Raw genomic sequence first — 16484 nt, 5'->3', positions numbered from 1 at the left:
CCGCTCAGTAGGCCAGCAGCGCCGCTCGTGCCGCCCTCGTCCGGATCAGCAGGGCACGCTCGTCTTCGACCGCGAGCGGGTCGCGACCGGTGATCGCCCGCTGGCGGACGGCGGCCAGAGCCGTCGCGTCCTTGATGAACTCGCGCATCAGCGGCCGGCGATCACCACGCAGCTGCGCCGCCCAGGCGAGCCCCGCCTTGCGTCCGGACGGCGTCGCCAACATGGTGACCTCCTCCGGCGTGAACCAGCCGGCGGCGGCATACTCGGCCAGGCGCGCCCGGGTGAGCCGGGCCTCCTCCCGGCGCAGGGCGATGATCCCGAGGATGAAGCCGATGAACAGCGGCACCTGCAGCGTGAAGTAGAGCCCGAAGAAGTCGGCAAAGGTCGCCGACCCGTTCCACAACCCGTGCAGGAGGATCGCTCCGACCATGCCGAGCAGGCCGGCTCCGGCCGCCGCACCCGCGGACGCATGACGGCGGGCGACGAGGCCGATGGCGAACCCGGTCAGCGAGGTGAACATCGCGTGGGCGAACGGCGACAGCGCCGCCCGGACGATGAACGTGACGCCGAGCTGCTCTCCGCCGCCCTCGATCAGGCTGATGGCGAAGTACTGGATGTTCTCGGTGAACGCGAAGCCCGCACCGACGAGCGCCCCGTAGACGACGCCGTCGACCGGACCGTCGAAGGACCGTCGCGCGAGCAGGAAGATGAGGAAGACCCCGAGGCCCTTCCAGAACTCCTCGACGATAGGCGCCTGGATCACCGCCGAGAACTCCTCGGAGCGGATGCCGAGAAGCATCGTGAGGCCGATGTCGACGAGGAGCGTGAGACCGACGGCGGCGACGGCACCCCAGGCGATCGCGAACGCGACCAGTCGCTTGGGCTCCGGCTCCCAGCGGTCGATCATGCGCACCCCGAGGAAGACGACGGTGAGCGGGATCAACGCCAGGACGAGCCCGATCACCGAGGCGGTCGGTCCGAGCGCCCAGCCGAAGTAGCCGATGAGCGCGAGAAGGAGGAACCCGAGGAAGCCGAACAGCCACAGCGAGATCGTGCGGCCCTTCCTGTTCGGCACCGGGAGAGCCGGGAGCGACTCCGCGGGCGACGGCGCGACCGGGGCCGGCGGCGTGTAGGGCGTCGGCTGCGCGAGCGCAGAGGCGTAGCCCGGCTGCTGTCCGAACGACGGCGGCAGGTACGGGGACTGTGCGTACTGCGCGGCGGAGTACGCGCTCGGCTGCGCGGGTGGCGCGGACGGGGGCGTGTACCGCTCGGGCTGGTGGGGGTCGGACGGTCCTCCGAAGGTCATGGTCAAAGCTTATGGGGCACAAGCATCCGCGCCGGGCTCTGGGGCCTTCCTCCACCCGACGAGCCGCACGCACCCGGTAGCGTAGAAGCATGCGGTTCGCTCACCTGCGCCGTCCAGACTCCCCTCGTGCGGTTCTCGCCGTGGTGGAGGACTCGGACGCCATCCTCGTCTCCGATCTCCTGTCCGACGCGCCTGCCACCCTGCAGCAGCTGATCGAGCGGGGAGACGCCGGACTCGACGAGCTCCGCACGGCCCTGCGCGACGGCGACGCTCCGCGTCACCCTCTGAACGGCTGGGGCTTCGCCTCCGCGGTGATCGGCCCGCCCGCCGTGCTCGCCGTCGGCCTCAACTACGCCGCGCACTCCAGTGAGCTCGGCCTGAAGACCGACGCGGCGCCGACGGTCTTCACCCTGTGGCCCAACTCGCTCACCGGGCACGACCAGACGACCTCCTGGCCCCGGAGCCTCAGCGAGGCCGTCGACTACGAGGCCGAGCTGGGCGTGCTCATCGGCACCCCCGCGAAGGACGTCCCGGAGGCCGACGCCCTGACGCACGTATGGGGCTACACGGTGGTCAACGACATCACCGCGCGGAACATCCAGTTCTCCGAGGCGCAGTGGTCCCGCTGCAAGTCGTTCGACGGCTTCACCCCGACCGGCCCGTTCGTGGTGACCGCCGACGAGATCGCCGACCCGCAGGACCTCCACATCTGGACCGTCGTCGACGGACACACAGTGCAGGACGCCAGTACCGACCAGATGGTGCGCTCGGTGGCGAAGCTCATCGCCCACCTCTCCCAGTCGCTCACGCTGCTGCCCGGCACCCTGATCTCGACGGGCAGCCCCGGCGGGGCCGGCTACTCCCGCGATCCGCAGATCTTCCTCCGCGACCGCTCGACCGTCACGGTCGGCATCGACGGGATCGGCGAGCTCACGACGCACTGCCGTATCCTCGACTGACCCGGACACGACGAAGGGGACGGGAGCTGCGCGCTCCCGTCCCCTTCGCGTATCCGGTCGACGCTCAGATCTGGATGAGGTCGTCGGGGGTGACGATCGGGATGGCCGCGGTGACCGCCTCCAGCCCCGACAGGCGGGCGGGAGAGAGCTGCTTGGTCACCTCGTCGCGCGACATGAGCCCGGCCTCGACCACCAGGTCGGCGACGTTGCGGTTGGTCAGCAGAGCGGTCTTGGCCAGAGCCGCGGCCGCCGCGTAGCCGATGAAGGGCGTGAGCGCCGTGATGACGCCGACCGACGCGCCGACCATCGCGCCCAGGCGGTCGCGGTTGGCCGTGATGCCCTCGACGCAGTTCACGCGCAGCGTCCACATGGCCTGACGCATCCAGGTGATCGACTGGAAGATCGAGTGCGCGATGACGGGCTCGAAGGCGTTGAGCTGGAGCTGACCGCCCTCGACGGCCATGGTCACGGTCATGTCGGCGCCGACCACGGCGAACGCCACCTGGTTCACGACCTCCGGGATCACCGGGTTGACCTTGCCGGGCATGATGCTGGAGCCGGCCTGCCGCGCCGGCAGGTTGATCTCGCCCAGGCCCGCCTGCGGACCCGACGACAGCAGGCGCAGGTCGTTGCAGATCTTCGAGAGCTTGATGGCGTTCCGCTTGAGCGACGAGGAGAACGACATGAAGGCGCCCGTGTCGCTCGTGGATTCGACGAGGTCGGTCGCCGTCTCGAGGTCGAGCCCGGTGATCTCGCGCAGGTGCTTCAGCACCGCCGGCGCGTAGTCGGGGTGGGTCGTGATGCCGGTGCCGATGGCGGTCGCACCCATGTTGATCTCGAACATGAGGGAGGCGTTCTCGGTGAGGCGGCTGTGGTCCTCACCCAGGGTCGTGGCGAAACCGTGGAACTCCTGGCCGAGCGTCATGGGCACGGCGTCCTGGAGCTGCGTGCGGCCGACCTTGAGGATGTCGTGGAACTCCCCCGCCTTCCCGAGGAACGCGACGCGCAGCGCGTCCAGTTCGTCGAGCAGCGAGCGCAGCGTCAGCGAAAGGCCGATCTTGACCGCGGTCGGGTAGACGTCGTTGGTCGACTGGCTGCGGTTCGTGTGGTCGATCGGAGAGAGGAAGGCGTAGTCGCCCTTCTCGCGTCCGGCCATCTCGAGGGCGATGTTGGTGATGACCTCGTTCGCGTTCATGTTCGTCGAGGTGCCGGCGCCGCCCTGGATGACGCCGACTGTGAACTGGTCGTGGAACTCGCCGTCGATGACGCGCTGCGCCGCGCGGTCGATGAGGTCGGCCCGTTCGGCGTCGAGGACGCCGATCTCCTTGTTGGCCCTGGCGCTGGCCTGCTTCACCATCGCGAGCGCGATCACGAGTTCGGGGTACACCGAGATGGGGCGCTTCGTGATCGGGAAGTTCGCGTCGGCGCGGGCGGTGTGGATCCCCCAGTACGCGTCGGCGGGAATCTCCATGCTCCCCAGCGAATCGGTCTCAGTGCGTGTATTGGCGGGCGCGGCAGAAGCCATGTCACATCCTCGTGGGTCGTGGCGAACGGAAAAGTGGGGGATGCGGCCAGTCTACGCCGGTCCCTGCGGGGATTTCCGGGAGAACGCCTCCAGGCGCTCTTCCGGGGTCAACGCCGCCATCCGGGCGATCCACTCCTCCGAGAAGTAGTCGCCGGTCGGCGCGTCGACCACCGGGACGACCGTGTGCGTGAGGGTCTCCGGCCGCACGTGCACGAGCTGGAAGGCCTGGGCGGCGTCCATGCCGTTCACCTCCGCCGCCGGACGGGCGACGTTCATCGTGTAGCAGGTCGCGGACGCCACGCTCACCGGGACGCCGGCGAACAGACCGTGTGCGGAGTAGTGCAGGTGGCCGGCGAGGATGCCGCGGACGTCGGTGCCGCGGATGACGGCGGCGAGCTCGTCCTGATGACGGAGCTCGAGAATGTCGAACAGCGGCAGATGGCTGGGCAGCGGCGGATGATGCATCGCCAGGATCGTGCCGTGCGGCGCGGGCTCGGCGAGGACCTCGGCGAGCCACGCGAGCTGGGCCGGATCGAGGTCGCCGTGGTGCCAGCCCGGAACGCTGGTGTCGAGGGCCACGAGGCGCAACCCGTCGAGATCCCACACCCCGGTGACCGGCTCCTCGGTGGGCTCGGCGTCGAGGAGGACCTCGCGCAGCGCCGGGCGCTCGTCGTGGTTGCCCGCGACCCAGACCACGGGTGCGCCGAGTTCGGCGGCGACCGGCTCGATCGCGGCGCGGAGCCGGCGGTACGCATCCGGCTCGCCGAGGTCGGCGAGGTCCCCGGTGATCACGATGGCGGCGGGAGCGGGATGCACGGCGCGGATCGCCTCGAGCGTCCGCGCGAACGTGCGCTCGACGTCGTACCGTCCCCCCAGCGCGGCACCGCCGGCCAGGAAGTGCGGGTCGCTGACATGGATCAGGACATGCGACGCGGGGGCGTACCGGCCGAAGACCGGGGGCGTTCCGTTGAGTGCGGACATGCCCTCAGCCTAGGGGCGGGCGCCGACGCTCCTCCTTGGCGCGCCGGACGCTCAGTGTCCGACGACGATGAGCAGGATGCCGGCGATGACCGCGGCCCCGCAGAGCACGAAGCAGCCGTAGGCGCCCACGAGGGCGAGGGTCTTCTGCCCTTCGGTGAGCGGGCTCTTCCTCGCCGCCTTCGCCGCCTGCTTGGCGGCCCGCTTGAGCTCCTTCTCGGAGATCACCGTGATGGCGTCGGTGAACTCCGCGGGGCTCACGACGGGCGCTCGCCCGCTGCGCACGAGCAGACGCAGACCCAGGGCGTAGAAGGTGACGATCGCGGCGGCGCCGATGAGCGCGGCGGCGAACACCTGCAGGAAGGCGATCCAGTCGATCGTGACGTTCATGCCGAGTCCCCGTTCTGCGACGTATCGGACGAGGAGACGCTGCCGGTCTTCGCGGCCTTCGCGTCGGCCTTGGCCTTGGCCTTCTTCTTCGCCTTGTCCTTGGCCTCGGCCTTCGCCTTCTCCTTGGCCTCGGCGCGGGCCTTCGCCTCGGCCTTCGCCTGGGCGATGCGCTGCTGACGACGCGTGGGGGGCGGGGTGTCGGGGACCTCGACGGCGAGGTGGGACTCGGCGACGTCGCTCATGGCATTGGCCGGCGTGACGGCGTTCCTCCGGGAACGCATGTACAGCCCGAGGATGATCACCACGGCGAGCACGGCGTCGATGGCCACGCCCCAGGGACCGAGCCAGACGACGAGCAGCGCCGCCAGGGCGCCGACGCCTCCGGCTGCGGGCAGTGTCAGCAGCCAGCCGACGCCGATGCGGCCGGCCGTCCGCCAGCGGACCGTCGAGCCGCGGCGACCGAGACCCGATCCGATGACCGATCCCGAGGCCACCTGCGTGGTGGAGAGGGCGAAGCCGAGGGCGCTGGAGGCGAGGATCGTCGCTGCCGTCGAGCTCTCGGCCGCGAAGCCCTGTGCCGGCTTGACGTCGGTCAGGCCCTTGCCCAGCGTGCGGATGATGCGCCAGCCACCGAGATACGTGCCGAGGGCGATCGTGAAGGCACAGGCGACGATGACCCAGAGTTCGGGCTCATGGTGCGCACCGGACTGCCAGCCGATCGTGATCATCGCGAGGGTGATGACACCCATCGTCTTCTGCGCGTCGTTGGTGCCGTGCGCCAGGGCGACGAGAGAGGACGTGAAGATCTGCCCCCAGCGGAAGCCGTCGCGCCCGTCGGGCTTGCCGTCATAACGACGGGTGACCGAGTAGGCGATCTTCGTCGCGACGTACGCGATGATGCCGGCAGTGATCGGGGCGATGAGAGCGGGGAGGACGATCTTGGACAGCACGGCGCCGAAATCGATGCCCCCGAGGCCGGCACCCACGAGCGTCGCGCCGATCAGACCGCCGAAGAGGGCGTGGGAGGAGCTGGACGGAAGGCCGAGCAGCCAGGTCAGCATGTTCCAGGTGATCGCGCCGATGAGTCCAGCGAAGATCAGCGAGAGGAACAACTCCGCCCCTGCGGCGATGATCGCATCCTCCTGGATGATGCCGCCGGAGATGGTCTTGGACACCTCCGTCGACAGGAAGGCGCCGACGAGGTTCAGCAGGGCGGCCAGGAGAACCGCGGTCTTGGGCTTGAGCGCCCCGGTTGCGATGGGCGTCGCCATCGCGTTCGCGGTGTCGTGAAACCCGTTCGTGAAATCGAAGAAGAGTGCCAGCGCGATGACGAGCACGACGATGAGGGCTGCGGTTTCCACCGTTCGCTTTCGGTCTTGAGGAAGAGGGAGATGTCGACGGGATCGACGTGACGAACGAAGAGTTCACCGTGGGTTTGACTTCCGTTTACCGGCCCCGGTAAATCCTGCCACCGTCCCCCGTGCCGGTCAACTCGACCTGGGATAGCGTGGGACGGTGACTGACGCCCCGATCGCCGCCCGCCTTTCCACCCTCCGCACGCACCACGGCGACACGGTCGACGACCCGTACGAGTGGCTGCGCGCGAAGGACTCCCCCGAGGTCATCGCGCACCTGGAGGCGGAGAACGCGCACACCGAGGCCGAGACCGCACACCTAGCCGATCTGCGGGAGACGCTGTTCCAGGAGATCAAGGGCCGGGTCCAGGAGACGGACCTCTCCGTGCCGACGCGACGCGGAGACTGGTGGTACTACAGCCGCACCGAGGAGGGTGCGCAGTACGGTATCCACTGCCGCGCCGCCGCCGTCGAAGGCGACTGGACGCCGCCGCGCCTCGAGCCGGGGGTGCCGGTGCCCGGCGAGGTGGTGCTGCTGGACGGCAACGTCGAGGCGGAGGGGCACGAGTTCTTCTCGCTCGGCGCGTTCGACACCTCCGACGATGCGACGAAGCTGCTGTGGTCGACCGATTTCGAGGGCGACGAGCTCTACACCGTGCGCGTCCGCGACCTGGAGACGGGCGTCACCCTCGACGACGAGATCCCGAACACCGGGGGCGCGTTCTTCACCCCGGACGGCACCGGCATCCTCTACACGACCCGCGACGACGCCTGGCGTCCGGACACCCTGTGGCTGCACCGGCTCGGGACCCCGGTGTCGGACGACATCACGCTCTTCCACGAGCCCGACGAGAAGTTCTGGCTCGGTGCCGGGATCACCCGCAGCCGTCGCTACCTCGTGATCGGCGTGGGGTCCAGCGTCACCAGCGAGGAGTACCTCGTCGATCTCGCGGGCGACATCACCGCGGAGCCGCGCACGGTGTGGCCGCGACGCGAAGGCGTGGAGTACTCGCTCGAGCACGCGGTGGTCGACGGCGAGGACCGGCTCCTCATCCTGCACAACGACGACGCCCTCGACTTCGAGCTCGTCTCCGTGGCGGCGGACGAGCCGCAGGGCGAGCGCCGCGTCGTCGTCGCGCATCAGCCGGGACGACGACTGCTCGGGGTGGACGCGTTCCGCGACTTCGCCACGGTGGAGTACCGCAGCGAGGGCCTCGAACGCGTCGGACTACTGGACTACGCGACGAACGCGGTGGACGAGCTGCGGTTCGACGAGCCGCTCTACTCCGCCGGTGTCAGCGGCAACCCGGAGTGGCACTCCCCCTTCCTGCGTCTCGGCTACACGTCGTTCGTCACGCCGGGCACGGTGTACGAGCTCGACCTCGCGACGCGGGAGCTCGTGCTACGCAAGCAGGTGACGGTGCTCGGCGACTACGACCCCGCCGACTACGGACAGCGGCGGGAATGGGCCACGGCGGAGGACGGCACGCGCGTGCCGATCTCGCTCGTCTGGAAGCGCTCCTTCGGAGAGCCCGGCGCGACGCCCCGACCCGTCCACCTCTACGGCTACGGCTCGTACGAGCACTCCATCGACCCGGGCTTCTCCGTCGCCCGGCTCTCGGAACTGGATCGCGGAGTCGTCTTCGCCGTGGCGCATGTGCGCGGCGGCGGCGAGATGGGCCGGCAGTGGTACGAGGAGGGCAAGCTCCTGCATAAGCGGAACACCTTCACGGACTTCGTCGCCTGCGCCCGGCACCTCGTCGACGAGGGCACGACGACCCCGGCCCAGCTCGTCGCGGAAGGCGGGAGCGCGGGCGGTCTGCTGATGGGCGCGGTCGCCAACCTCGCTCCGGAGCTGTTCGCCGGGATCCTCGCGGGAGTGCCGTTCGTCGACGCGTTGACCACGATCCTCGACCCCTCGCTCCCCCTCACGGTGATCGAGTGGGACGAGTGGGGCGACCCGCTGCACGACCCCGAGGTCTACGCCTACATGAAGTCGTACACGCCGTACGAGAACGTGCGCGACGGCGTGGAGTATCCGAGGATCCTCGCGGTGACCTCGCTGAACGACACCCGCGTGCTCTACGTGGAGCCGGCGAAGTGGGTCGCCCGGCTGCGAGAGGCCGGCGCGAAGGATGTGCTGCTCAAGTGCGAGATGGTCGCCGGGCACGGGGGCGTGAGCGGGCGGTACAACTCCTGGCGCGAGCGCGCGTTCGAGCTCGCCTGGCTGCTCGACACCCTCCACCTCGCCTGACCCGCGGCATCAGGCCCTCGCGCGGCATCAGGCACTCGCGGTTCTCCTGGCCTGATCTCGCGCGGACGCCTGTGCTCACGCGTCCTGCGTCGGCTCAGGCTTCCGCGCGGCCTCAGGCAAGCGCGCGACATCAGTCGCGAGGGGCTGTCGCTGCCTGATCCCGGCGACTTGTGGTGACCACACGCGACCACTGGTTCTGCACAGGGCAAGGATCCCGCGAAACTCATCCCCATGCATGGTGCGGCGGTGAAGGGGGCCGGGCGAGCGCTCAGGGTGGAGGGGTGAGACGCACGAGGGTCGAGAGCTGGGTTCGAGAACAGGGAGGCTCCGCGCATTCGTCGCGCGTACGTGAAGCGGGTTTCACCGAGTACCAGATGCGTCGCGCGGTGCAGGAAGGCACGCTCGAGCGTGTGCGCCGGTCGTGGCTCCTCCTTCCCGATGTCGATCCACGGCGCCGGGCGGCTGCTTCGGTCGGCGGGAGAGTCACCTGTGTGAGCGCTGCGGCTCTCGCCGGATGGTGGGACATCGGGGCCACGGACGTGCACATCGCCCTCCCCCGTACCGCTTCTCGGTTCGACCGCGGCGGCGTCCAGGTGCACTGCGCCCAGGGGCCTGTGCCGGCGCATCCGCGCGCGGCGATCGATCCCGTCCTGAATGTCCTCTTCCAGGTCGCGCGATGTCGGCCGCCCGTCGAGGCCCGCGCGATCTGGGAATCCGCCATCCGCCACGGGGCGGTGGAGCTGGATACGCTCGCGCGGGTGCGATGGCGATGCGACGCCGCGAAACGCCTCGCTCGAACCGTCCGCGGCCGGTCCGACTCCGGCCCCGAGACGGTCTTCATCGAACGGATGCGCGCGATCGGCATCGACGTGCGACAGCAGGTGTGGGTGGACGGCCATCCGCTCGACGGTGTCATCGGCGAACGGCTCGCGATCCAGATCGACGGCTTCCGTCACCACAGCGCTGCGGCCGACCGGCGACGAGACCTCGCTGCCGACGCGAGGCTCGCCCTCCGCGGCTACACCGTCCTGCGCTTCGACTACCACCAGGTCATGGTCGACGACAGTCATGTTGAGGACACCGTCGTGGCTGCGCTCGCGCAGGGCCTCCATCGCGCGAGCCGTCCGGCGGCTCGCGGGTAGCAGATCGAGCACAAGCCCAGGCACTCGCGCGAGTTCAGGCGACAAAGACAGCAGGATGCCTGAGGCCACGCGAGGGCCTGACACAGCGCGGGCCCTGAGAACAGGCGGCCGCGCGGACACAGGCACTCGCGCGAGTTCAGGCACGAAAGACAGCACGATGCCTGAAGCCACGCGTCAGCCTGAAGCTGCGCGGCCTGAGCGAGAGCCTGAAGCCACGCGTCAGCCTGAAGCCGCGGGTCAGCCTGAAGCCGGGAGGCGGTCAGCCGAAGAGGGCGGCGGCCTCGTCGTAGCGGTAGCGGGGCACCGTGTTGAGCTCACCGAGAGCATCGGCGAACGGAACGCGGACGATGTCGGTGCCCTGCATCGCGACCATCTGCCCCCAGGCGCCGTCGACGATAGCGTCCGCGGCGTGCAGTCCCAGCCGAGTCGCGAGGACACGATCGAACGCCGACGGCGAGCCGCCGCGCTGGATGTGCCCGAGGATCGTGGCGCGCGTCTCGATGCCCGTGATCCGCTCGATCTCGGGGGCGAGCAGGTCGCCGATGCCGCCGAGCCGCGGGCGGTTGAACGCATCCAGACCCTTGTCGCTGTAGGCCTCGTCCATGCCGGCGAGCTTGAAGCCCTCGGAGACGACGACGAGCGGTGCGCGACCGCGATCGTGGGCGCTCGTGACCAGAGCAGTGATCTCGTCCAGCGACATCGGCACCTCGGGGATGCAGATGACGTGCGCACCGGCGGCCATGCCTGCGTGCAGGGCGATCCAGCCGACGTGACGACCCATGACCTCGGCGACCATGCAGCGCTGGTGGGAGTCTCCCGTGGTGCGGAGCCGGTCCATGGCGTCCGTGGCGATGTTCACGGCCGTGTCGAAGCCGAACGAGTAGTCGGTGGCACGGAGGTCGTTGTCGATCGTCTTCGGGACGCCGAGCACCTTGATGCCGTCCTTCGCGAGGCGGTCCGCCGCGGCGAGGGTCCCTTCGCCGCCGATGGCGACGATGCCGTCGATCTTGTGCCCGTAGAGGGTCTTCGCGATGTTGTCTGCACCTCCGCGCTCCCCCTCGTACGGGTTGGTGCGGGATGTGCCGAGGATCGTGCCACCCACCTTGGACAGGCCCTTCACCTCATGCCGCGTCAGGGGCATGAAGTCGCCCTCGACGACGCCGCGCCACCCGTCACGGATGCCGACGAACTCGAGGTCGTAGGTCGTGGTGCCCTTGAGCACGATGCCGCGGATGACCGCGTTGAGTCCGGGGCAGTCGCCGCCGCTCGTCAGGATGCCGATCTTCATGCTGCTGCCTTCGGAGGTCGAGGGATGGGGGTGAGGCGACAGTGCCTGCGATCGACACTAGCGCGCCGCCCCCTCGCGTGGCCATTCGAGCGCGTCGAAAACCGGCGATCTTGACGGCCACGACGAGCGATTCCGTCGAAGTTCGCGCCGCGACAGGATGTCGCGGGCGGAACGACGATAAGAAGCCGCGTTCTTGACGCCGTCTCAGCGGCCGCCCAGAGCCTCGCGAAGAAGATGCATGAGCGCCGCCAGCTGCACCGACTCGCTCGCCGCCTCCTCCGTCGCCTCGCCGTCCAGGGCGCGGGCCGCAAGGCCCTGCTTCTGGTCGATGAGCTCCGCGATCTTCGTGTCGATCGTGTGGGCGGCGATGATCCGCCACGCCGTGACCGGCTCGTCCTGCCCGATGCGGTGCACACGGTCGATGGCCTGCGTCTGCTCGGCCGCCGTCCACGACAGCTCCGCGAGGACGACGTTCGACGCCGCCTGCAGGTTGAGTCCGACGCCGGCCGCCGTGAGCGAGCACACCGCGATGCCGACCTCGGGGTCGCCGTTGAAATCGTCGATGGCCTGCTGCCGCGCCGTGCTCGTCTGGTCACCGCGGATGGATACCGCGCGGATGCCCGCCGAGGCGAAGTGCGCCTCCGCCTGGTCCATGACGTCGATGTGCTTCGCGAAGAACACGACCTTGCCGACCGACCGCTGCAGCTGCGCGGCGTAGTCGGCCGCCAGGAGGGCTTTGGCCTGGCCGATGCGGCGCACCATGGTGAAGACGTTGTCTCCCCCGGTCCCAGCGGCCTTCGACTCCTCGAGCTCGTTCTGCGCCACGAGGCGGACGATGTCGTCGTCGATCTCTCCCGGCGCGAGTCCTCGGTCGCCCCGCGCCTCGATGATGCGACGGTAGCGGGCGGCCAGCCGCTCCCCCAGTTCGCGCTCGGCCTGGCGGATGCTGCGGCCGAACTCGTCGTCGAGCTGCACCGGCAGATCGGCGACGAGCTTGTCGGGCAGGTCGGCGGCGACGTCCTTCTTCTTCCGTCGCACGATCCCCATCGAGATCACCGCGTCGCGGGCTTCCGGGTAGAAGGCCTTGTCCGCCGGCGTGAGTCCCGTCGCGTCGAGCTTCTCCATGAGCTCGGGTCCGGGCTTCTCCCCATTCGTCCAGCCGAGGAAACGCCAGATGGCGTCGAAGTCCTCGACGTCGTTGATGAGCGGGGTACCCGTGAGGGCGAGCATGAGCGGATCATGCCCCGGGGTGCGCTCGCGCACCTGCGCCGCGAGCGACAGCACGTTCTGGGAACGCTGCGACGAGAGGTTCTTGATGAAGTGCGCCTCGTCGACGACCATGCCGCGCAGGCCGATCGACGCGAGCCACGACATGTGACGGTCGAGGATCTCGTAGTTGACGATGAACACGTCGGCGAAGGCGTCGATGTCGTCGCCGTCGCCCTGGATGACCGTGGCACGACGCTGCGGCGTCCACCGCTCGACCTCGCGCGCCCAGTTCATCTTCACGACGTTGGGCACGACGACGAGCAGCGGATAGGCGCCGGCGACGGAGGCCGCGAGCACCGACTGCGCCGTCTTGCCGAGGCCCGGCTCGTCGGCGAGCAGGAAGCTGCGGTGGCCGGCGCGCACAGCCTCGAGGAAACGCGACTGGTGCACCATGACCTCGCGCCCCTTGGGCGAGATGTGGTCGAACTCCGGGGCCGGCGGAAGCTCCATCGAGGCCGCCGCACCGCCCGCGCCGGTCTCGAAGGCCTTGTACAGCGGCCCCATGAGCTCCCAGCCATCGAGGCGGCGGCGGGGCGTGCTGGCCGGTCGCGGGGTCAGGTCTGGCGCGAGGAACGGGTTGGCCAGCTGACGGGCCTCCACCGAGGGCGGGGTGACCTGACGCTCCGCGATGGCCGCGGGCACCACGGGCGTCTGCACGGGCGCAGGGTCGGCGATGATGAGCTCCTCCGGCGGGAGCTCCGCGCCGGACTCGAGCAGCCAGTCCCGCCGCATCCGCTTCGCAACGGGCGACGTGGCCTGGTCTGCTTCGAGCAGCTGGATGAGCGAGGTGTCCCGTGCGGCCGTCTTCGCGAGGATCGTCGCGACGCCGTCGAGGCGCTTGAGCAGCTCGGCACGGGCCGCGTCGGTGATCTCGGGATCGGCCTTCACGCGGGCGCGCTCCTCGCGCACCAGGAAGGCGATCACCTGGAACTTCGTGCGGTTCGTGGGGCCCAGCTTGCCGCGCTGGGACTTCGCCTCGATCTCGCGCACCTTGCGCGCGAGGATCGGGATGAGCGGTGCCTCGTCGTCGCGACGGGACGTCTTCTTACGCCGCGGGGCGGCGGTTGCCGTGGTCGGCATGCTCCTCCTGAGCCTGAAGGGCTCCGGCGCCTCCGGGGAGCCGCGAGCCGTTCTCGTCGTCCGCGTGTGGCGTGAGCCAGGACCGTGCGGACTGTGGATCGGTGTTTCCCTCCGGAGCACGCGATGAGTGCGGGACCGGCGGGAGCCTGATCCCATTCTATGTCATCGCGAGCACCGGCCGCAGGAACGCGGCGCCGTCGTGTTACGCGGACACGTCCAGGATGGTCGCGGCCTGCGTCACATCGGCGGCCATCTGGGTCATCAGCTTCTCGATGCCCTCGAAGGCGACCATGCCGCGCAGCCGCGCGACGAACTCCACCGTCACGTCGTGACCGTAGAGATCGAGTCCGGTCTCCCCGAGCACGTGCGCCTCGACCTGCCGCACGAGCACGTCGTCGAACGTCGGGTTCGTGCCCACCGAGATCGCCGACGGATGCCGGATGCCCGTGTCGTGGTCGACGAGCCAGCCGGCGTAGACGCCGTCGGCCGGCACGAACGCATCGACGATCGTGGAGAGGTTGGCAGTCGGGAACCCGAGCTCGCGTCCGCGCTTCAGCCCGTGGACGACGACGCCGCGCACGTCGGGATATCGCCCGAGGGCGCGAGTCGCCTCCACGACATCGCCGGCCATCAGGAGCTCGCGGATCCAACTCGACGAGACCCGGCGGCTCGACCCCGGAAGGTAGACGTCGTCGACGACCTCGACGGTGAAGCCGTACCGGGGACCGAGATCGCGCAACAGATCGGGGGTGCCCGCGCCCCGGTGTCCGAAGCGGAAGTCGGCGCCCACGAGGACGGTGGACACGTGCAGCGCGCCGACGAGGATATCGGCGACGAAGTCCTCCGCGCTGAGGGCCGCAAGCGTCTCGTCGAAGGTCAGCACGAGGGTCGCGTCGAGCCCGAGCTCGCCCAGGAGCTCCAGCTTGCGGTCGACGGTCACGACGTTCTCGGGACACCGGTCGGGGCGGATCACGGCGAGGGGGTTGCGGTCGAACGTGACGGCGACGGCCCGGCTCCCCGAGGCCGCGGCAGCCTCCTCCAGGCGGCGGATGACGGCGCGGTGCCCCTCGTGCACGCCGTCGAACTTGCCGATGGCGACGACGCTGGGCCCGAAGTCCTCCGGCACCTCGTCCGGACTCCGGAACACGATCACGCGGCGACCTCGACCGGACGCGCGGCGTCGACGGGCCGGTGCGTGCGCAGCCACCAGATCCCGAAGATCGGAAGGACCAGGGGGATGAAGAGGTATCCGCGCCCGAACAGCGACCAGACGGTCTCGTGCTGGAAGAGGTCGGGCAGGACGAGGCTGAGCGCGCCGACGACCAGCACACCGGTGAGCTCGAACACGATCGCCACCCACGCGACGGTGTACCAGCCGCGACGACGCGCGAAGACGAGCGCGAGCGTCGCCAGGACGTACACGACCGCGGCGAGCGCCGAGAGGCTGTAGGCCAACGGGGCCTCGTCGAACCGACGGACGATCTGCACGAAGCTGCGCCCGGTGGCCGCCAGCGCCATCACGGCGTAGACGATCACCAGGACACGACCGATACCGGTCATCCGAGTGGAGGGGGCGGTGGAGCTCATAGCGCATTCCATCCTAGAGCCGAGTAGGCTCCGCGGCGTCCGCTCCGGGTGCTCCTCAGGCGACCTGCACGGTCCAGATGACCTGCATGCGCCAGAGCATGATCGCGATCGCGAGGGCGGCCACGCCGAGGACGACCGTGCTCCACCGGCTGCGTTCCATGAGGGCCCAGAGCACCGCGCCCACGGGCAGCAGGGCCGCCGAGACGAGATACACCCAGAGCTCCAGCAGGTCCCCGGTGGGTGGGTTCCCCACGAGCGGCGCGACGATGGCGACGACGATCTGCACGATCAGCAGCACCTCGACGAGAGCGAGCGCTCCGACGGAGAAGTCGCTGGGGCGCCGACCGGCGAATCCCGCGCCGAGGCAGAAGAGCCCCGCGGCGAGGGCGACGACGATCTGGACGATCGTGAACCACAGGATCATCGGGAGACCTCCGGCATGTTCATGGCACTCTTCACATCGGCGCCGCGCTTCTCGACGATCCCCACCAGGCCGCCGTCGTCTTCGATGGCGGCCGCGAGCGGGCCGTCCAGCCGCGCAGCGACGCCGGCCAATCGCTTGCCGTGTCGCAGATCACGCGCCTCCTCCGCCGAGACGCGGAGGACGGGGAGGACGCGGCCGGCAGCCTCGCCGGGGGTGAGCACGGGGGCGCCCTCCAGGGCGTCGATCGTCACGGCGTCTCGCACGGCGAACGGGCCGACGCGGGTGCGGCGGAGGGCGGTCAGGTGACCACCCACGCCGAGGGCGGCGCCCAGATCGCGGGCCAGCGAGCGGATGTACGTTCCGGACGAGCAGTCCACGACGACATCGAGGTCGATCGCGTGGTCGTCGCGACGTCGCGCGACGACGTCGAACCGGGAGACGACGACATCCCGCGGTTCGAGGACGACCTCCTCGCCCGCACGGACACGATCGTAGGCGCGGCGGCCGTCGACCTTGATGGCCGACACCGCACTGGGGACCTGGGAGATCGCCCCCGTGAGCGCGGCCACTCCCCTGTCGATCGTCGCGTCCGCGATCGCAGCGAGGGCATCGGGATCCGCGCGGCGCAGTGTCTCCCCCTCGGCGTCGTCGGTGGACGTGACGGCACCGAGCCGGATGGTCGCCTCGTAGGTCTTGTCCGCTCCCACGATGTAGGTGAGGAGGCGGGTCGCGCCCTCGATGCCGATGACGAGCAGTCCGGTGGCCATCGGGTCGAGGGTCCCGGCGTGACCGACCTTGCGGGTCCCGAAAGCCCGTCGGGTGCGGGCGACCACGTCGTGACTGGTCAGCCCGCCGGGCTTGTCGACGAGGAGGATGCCGGGGGTCGCCATCCCTCCAGCCTACCGAGACCGGGAGCGGTACCCGCTC

General features: G+C 69.8%; 14 protein-coding genes. 3 read left to right on the top strand and 11 right to left on the bottom strand.

The window, feature by feature from the left end; all coding sequences use genetic code 11:
• Positions 1-4: 4 nt before the first annotated feature.
• Positions 5-1306 (bottom strand): PrsW family intramembrane metalloprotease, encoded by a 1302-nt coding sequence (locus WFJ36_RS02865; RefSeq protein WP_336642604.1) that lies wholly within the window; start codon positions 1304-1306, stop codon positions 5-7.
• Positions 1307-1395: 89 nt separating this feature from the next.
• Here WFJ36_RS02865 and WFJ36_RS02860 point away from each other — a divergent pair, with 89 nt between their 5' ends.
• Entirely contained in the window at positions 1396-2265 is an 870-nt protein-coding gene (locus WFJ36_RS02860) for a fumarylacetoacetate hydrolase family protein (protein ID WP_336642603.1), read from the top strand.
• Between the two features lie 64 nt (positions 2266-2329).
• Here the strand turns inward: WFJ36_RS02860 and WFJ36_RS02855 are convergent, their stop codons facing one another.
• The 4 genes from WFJ36_RS02855 to WFJ36_RS02840 are packed head-to-tail and all read right to left on the bottom strand — an operon-like array spanning position 2330 to position 6519.
• Positions 2330-3790 carry an aspartate ammonia-lyase gene (locus WFJ36_RS02855; protein WP_071328404.1) on the bottom strand — a complete coding sequence of 487 codons (1461 nt, stop codon included), beginning with the start codon at positions 3788-3790 and terminating at the stop codon, positions 2330-2332.
• Between the two features lie 51 nt (positions 3791-3841).
• Positions 3842-4771, bottom strand: a complete 930-nt coding sequence (locus tag WFJ36_RS02850) for a phosphodiesterase (RefSeq protein WP_336642602.1) — start codon at positions 4769-4771, stop codon at positions 3842-3844.
• A gap of 51 nt (positions 4772-4822) precedes the next feature.
• On the bottom strand, positions 4823-5158 hold the full coding sequence (locus WFJ36_RS02845) for a hypothetical protein (protein WP_025103191.1): 336 nt from the start codon (positions 5156-5158) through the stop codon (positions 4823-4825).
• Positions 5155-6519: an inorganic phosphate transporter gene (locus tag WFJ36_RS02840; RefSeq protein ID WP_292791535.1), complete on the bottom strand. Its 1365-nt coding sequence runs from the start codon at positions 6517-6519 to the stop codon at positions 5155-5157. The genes WFJ36_RS02845 and WFJ36_RS02840 overlap by 4 nt, the downstream gene beginning before the upstream one ends.
• A gap of 154 nt (positions 6520-6673) precedes the next feature.
• Between WFJ36_RS02840 and WFJ36_RS02835 the strand changes: the two genes are divergently transcribed.
• Positions 6674-8767 carry a S9 family peptidase gene (locus WFJ36_RS02835; protein WP_336642601.1) on the top strand — a complete coding sequence of 698 codons (2094 nt, stop codon included), beginning with the start codon at positions 6674-6676 and terminating at the stop codon, positions 8765-8767.
• A gap of 491 nt (positions 8768-9258) precedes the next feature.
• The gene (locus WFJ36_RS02830) at positions 9259-9909 is read left to right on the top strand and encodes an endonuclease domain-containing protein (protein WP_336642600.1); all 651 of its coding nucleotides are present in this window, start codon (positions 9259-9261) and stop codon (positions 9907-9909) included.
• 259 nt (positions 9910-10168) lie between these two features.
• Here WFJ36_RS02830 and WFJ36_RS02825 read toward each other — a convergent pair whose 3' ends face one another.
• From WFJ36_RS02825 to truB, 6 genes are all read right to left on the bottom strand, one after another.
• Positions 10169-11197: a 6-phosphofructokinase gene (locus WFJ36_RS02825; protein ID WP_025103187.1), complete on the bottom strand. Its 1029-nt coding sequence runs from the start codon at positions 11195-11197 to the stop codon at positions 10169-10171.
• A gap of 204 nt (positions 11198-11401) precedes the next feature.
• Positions 11402-13546 (bottom strand): DEAD/DEAH box helicase, encoded by a 2145-nt coding sequence (locus WFJ36_RS02820; RefSeq protein WP_071328399.1) that lies wholly within the window; start codon positions 13544-13546, stop codon positions 11402-11404.
• A 202-nt stretch (positions 13547-13748) separates the two neighbouring features.
• Entirely contained in the window at positions 13749-14699 is a 951-nt protein-coding gene (locus tag WFJ36_RS02815) for a bifunctional riboflavin kinase/FAD synthetase (protein ID WP_071328398.1), read from the bottom strand.
• A complete protein-coding gene (locus WFJ36_RS02810; RefSeq protein WP_292791527.1) occupies positions 14696-15133 on the bottom strand; it encodes a hypothetical protein in 438 nt (145 codons plus the stop codon). Before WFJ36_RS02810 ends, WFJ36_RS02815 begins: the two co-directional genes overlap by 4 nt.
• A 55-nt stretch (positions 15134-15188) precedes the next feature.
• Positions 15189-15557 (bottom strand): hypothetical protein, encoded by a 369-nt coding sequence (locus tag WFJ36_RS02805; protein WP_071328396.1) that lies wholly within the window; start codon positions 15555-15557, stop codon positions 15189-15191.
• A complete protein-coding gene (truB, locus tag WFJ36_RS02800) occupies positions 15554-16447 on the bottom strand; it encodes a tRNA pseudouridine(55) synthase TruB (protein ID WP_071328395.1) in 894 nt (297 codons plus the stop codon). Before truB ends, WFJ36_RS02805 begins: the two co-directional genes overlap by 4 nt.
• Positions 16448-16484: the final 37 nt, after the last annotated feature.

Source organism: Microbacterium sp. MMO-113, from assembly GCF_037148555.1.
Classification (GTDB): domain Bacteria; phylum Actinomycetota; class Actinomycetes; order Actinomycetales; family Microbacteriaceae; genus Microbacterium.
Note: the sequence above shows the minus strand (reverse complement) of the source record. Positions and strands in the feature narration are given on the sequence as shown.

What these genes read in the sequence shown, in the direction of transcription:
- WFJ36_RS02820 (WP_071328399.1), bottom strand. Translation starts at nt 13,546, where the DNA reads ATGCCGACCACGGCAACCGCCGCCCCGCGGCGTAAGAAGACGTCCCGT.
- WFJ36_RS02850 (WP_336642602.1), bottom strand. Translation starts at nt 4,771, where the DNA reads ATGTCCGCACTCAACGGAACGCCCCCGGTCTTCGGCCGGTACGCCCCC.
- WFJ36_RS02855 (WP_071328404.1), bottom strand. Translation starts at nt 3,790, where the DNA reads ATGGCTTCTGCCGCGCCCGCCAATACACGCACTGAGACCGATTCGCTG.
- WFJ36_RS02860 (WP_336642603.1), top strand. Translation starts at nt 1,396, where the DNA reads ATGCGGTTCGCTCACCTGCGCCGTCCAGACTCCCCTCGTGCGGTTCTC.
- truB (WP_071328395.1), bottom strand. Translation starts at nt 16,447, where the DNA reads ATGGCGACCCCCGGCATCCTCCTCGTCGACAAGCCCGGCGGGCTGACC.
- WFJ36_RS02845 (WP_025103191.1), bottom strand. Translation starts at nt 5,158, where the DNA reads ATGAACGTCACGATCGACTGGATCGCCTTCCTGCAGGTGTTCGCCGCC.
- WFJ36_RS02825 (WP_025103187.1), bottom strand. Translation starts at nt 11,197, where the DNA reads ATGAAGATCGGCATCCTGACGAGCGGCGGCGACTGCCCCGGACTCAAC.
- WFJ36_RS02805 (WP_071328396.1), bottom strand. Translation starts at nt 15,557, where the DNA reads ATGATCCTGTGGTTCACGATCGTCCAGATCGTCGTCGCCCTCGCCGCG.
- WFJ36_RS02865 (WP_336642604.1), bottom strand. Translation starts at nt 1,306, where the DNA reads ATGACCTTCGGAGGACCGTCCGACCCCCACCAGCCCGAGCGGTACACG.
- WFJ36_RS02810 (WP_292791527.1), bottom strand. Translation starts at nt 15,133, where the DNA reads ATGAGCTCCACCGCCCCCTCCACTCGGATGACCGGTATCGGTCGTGTC.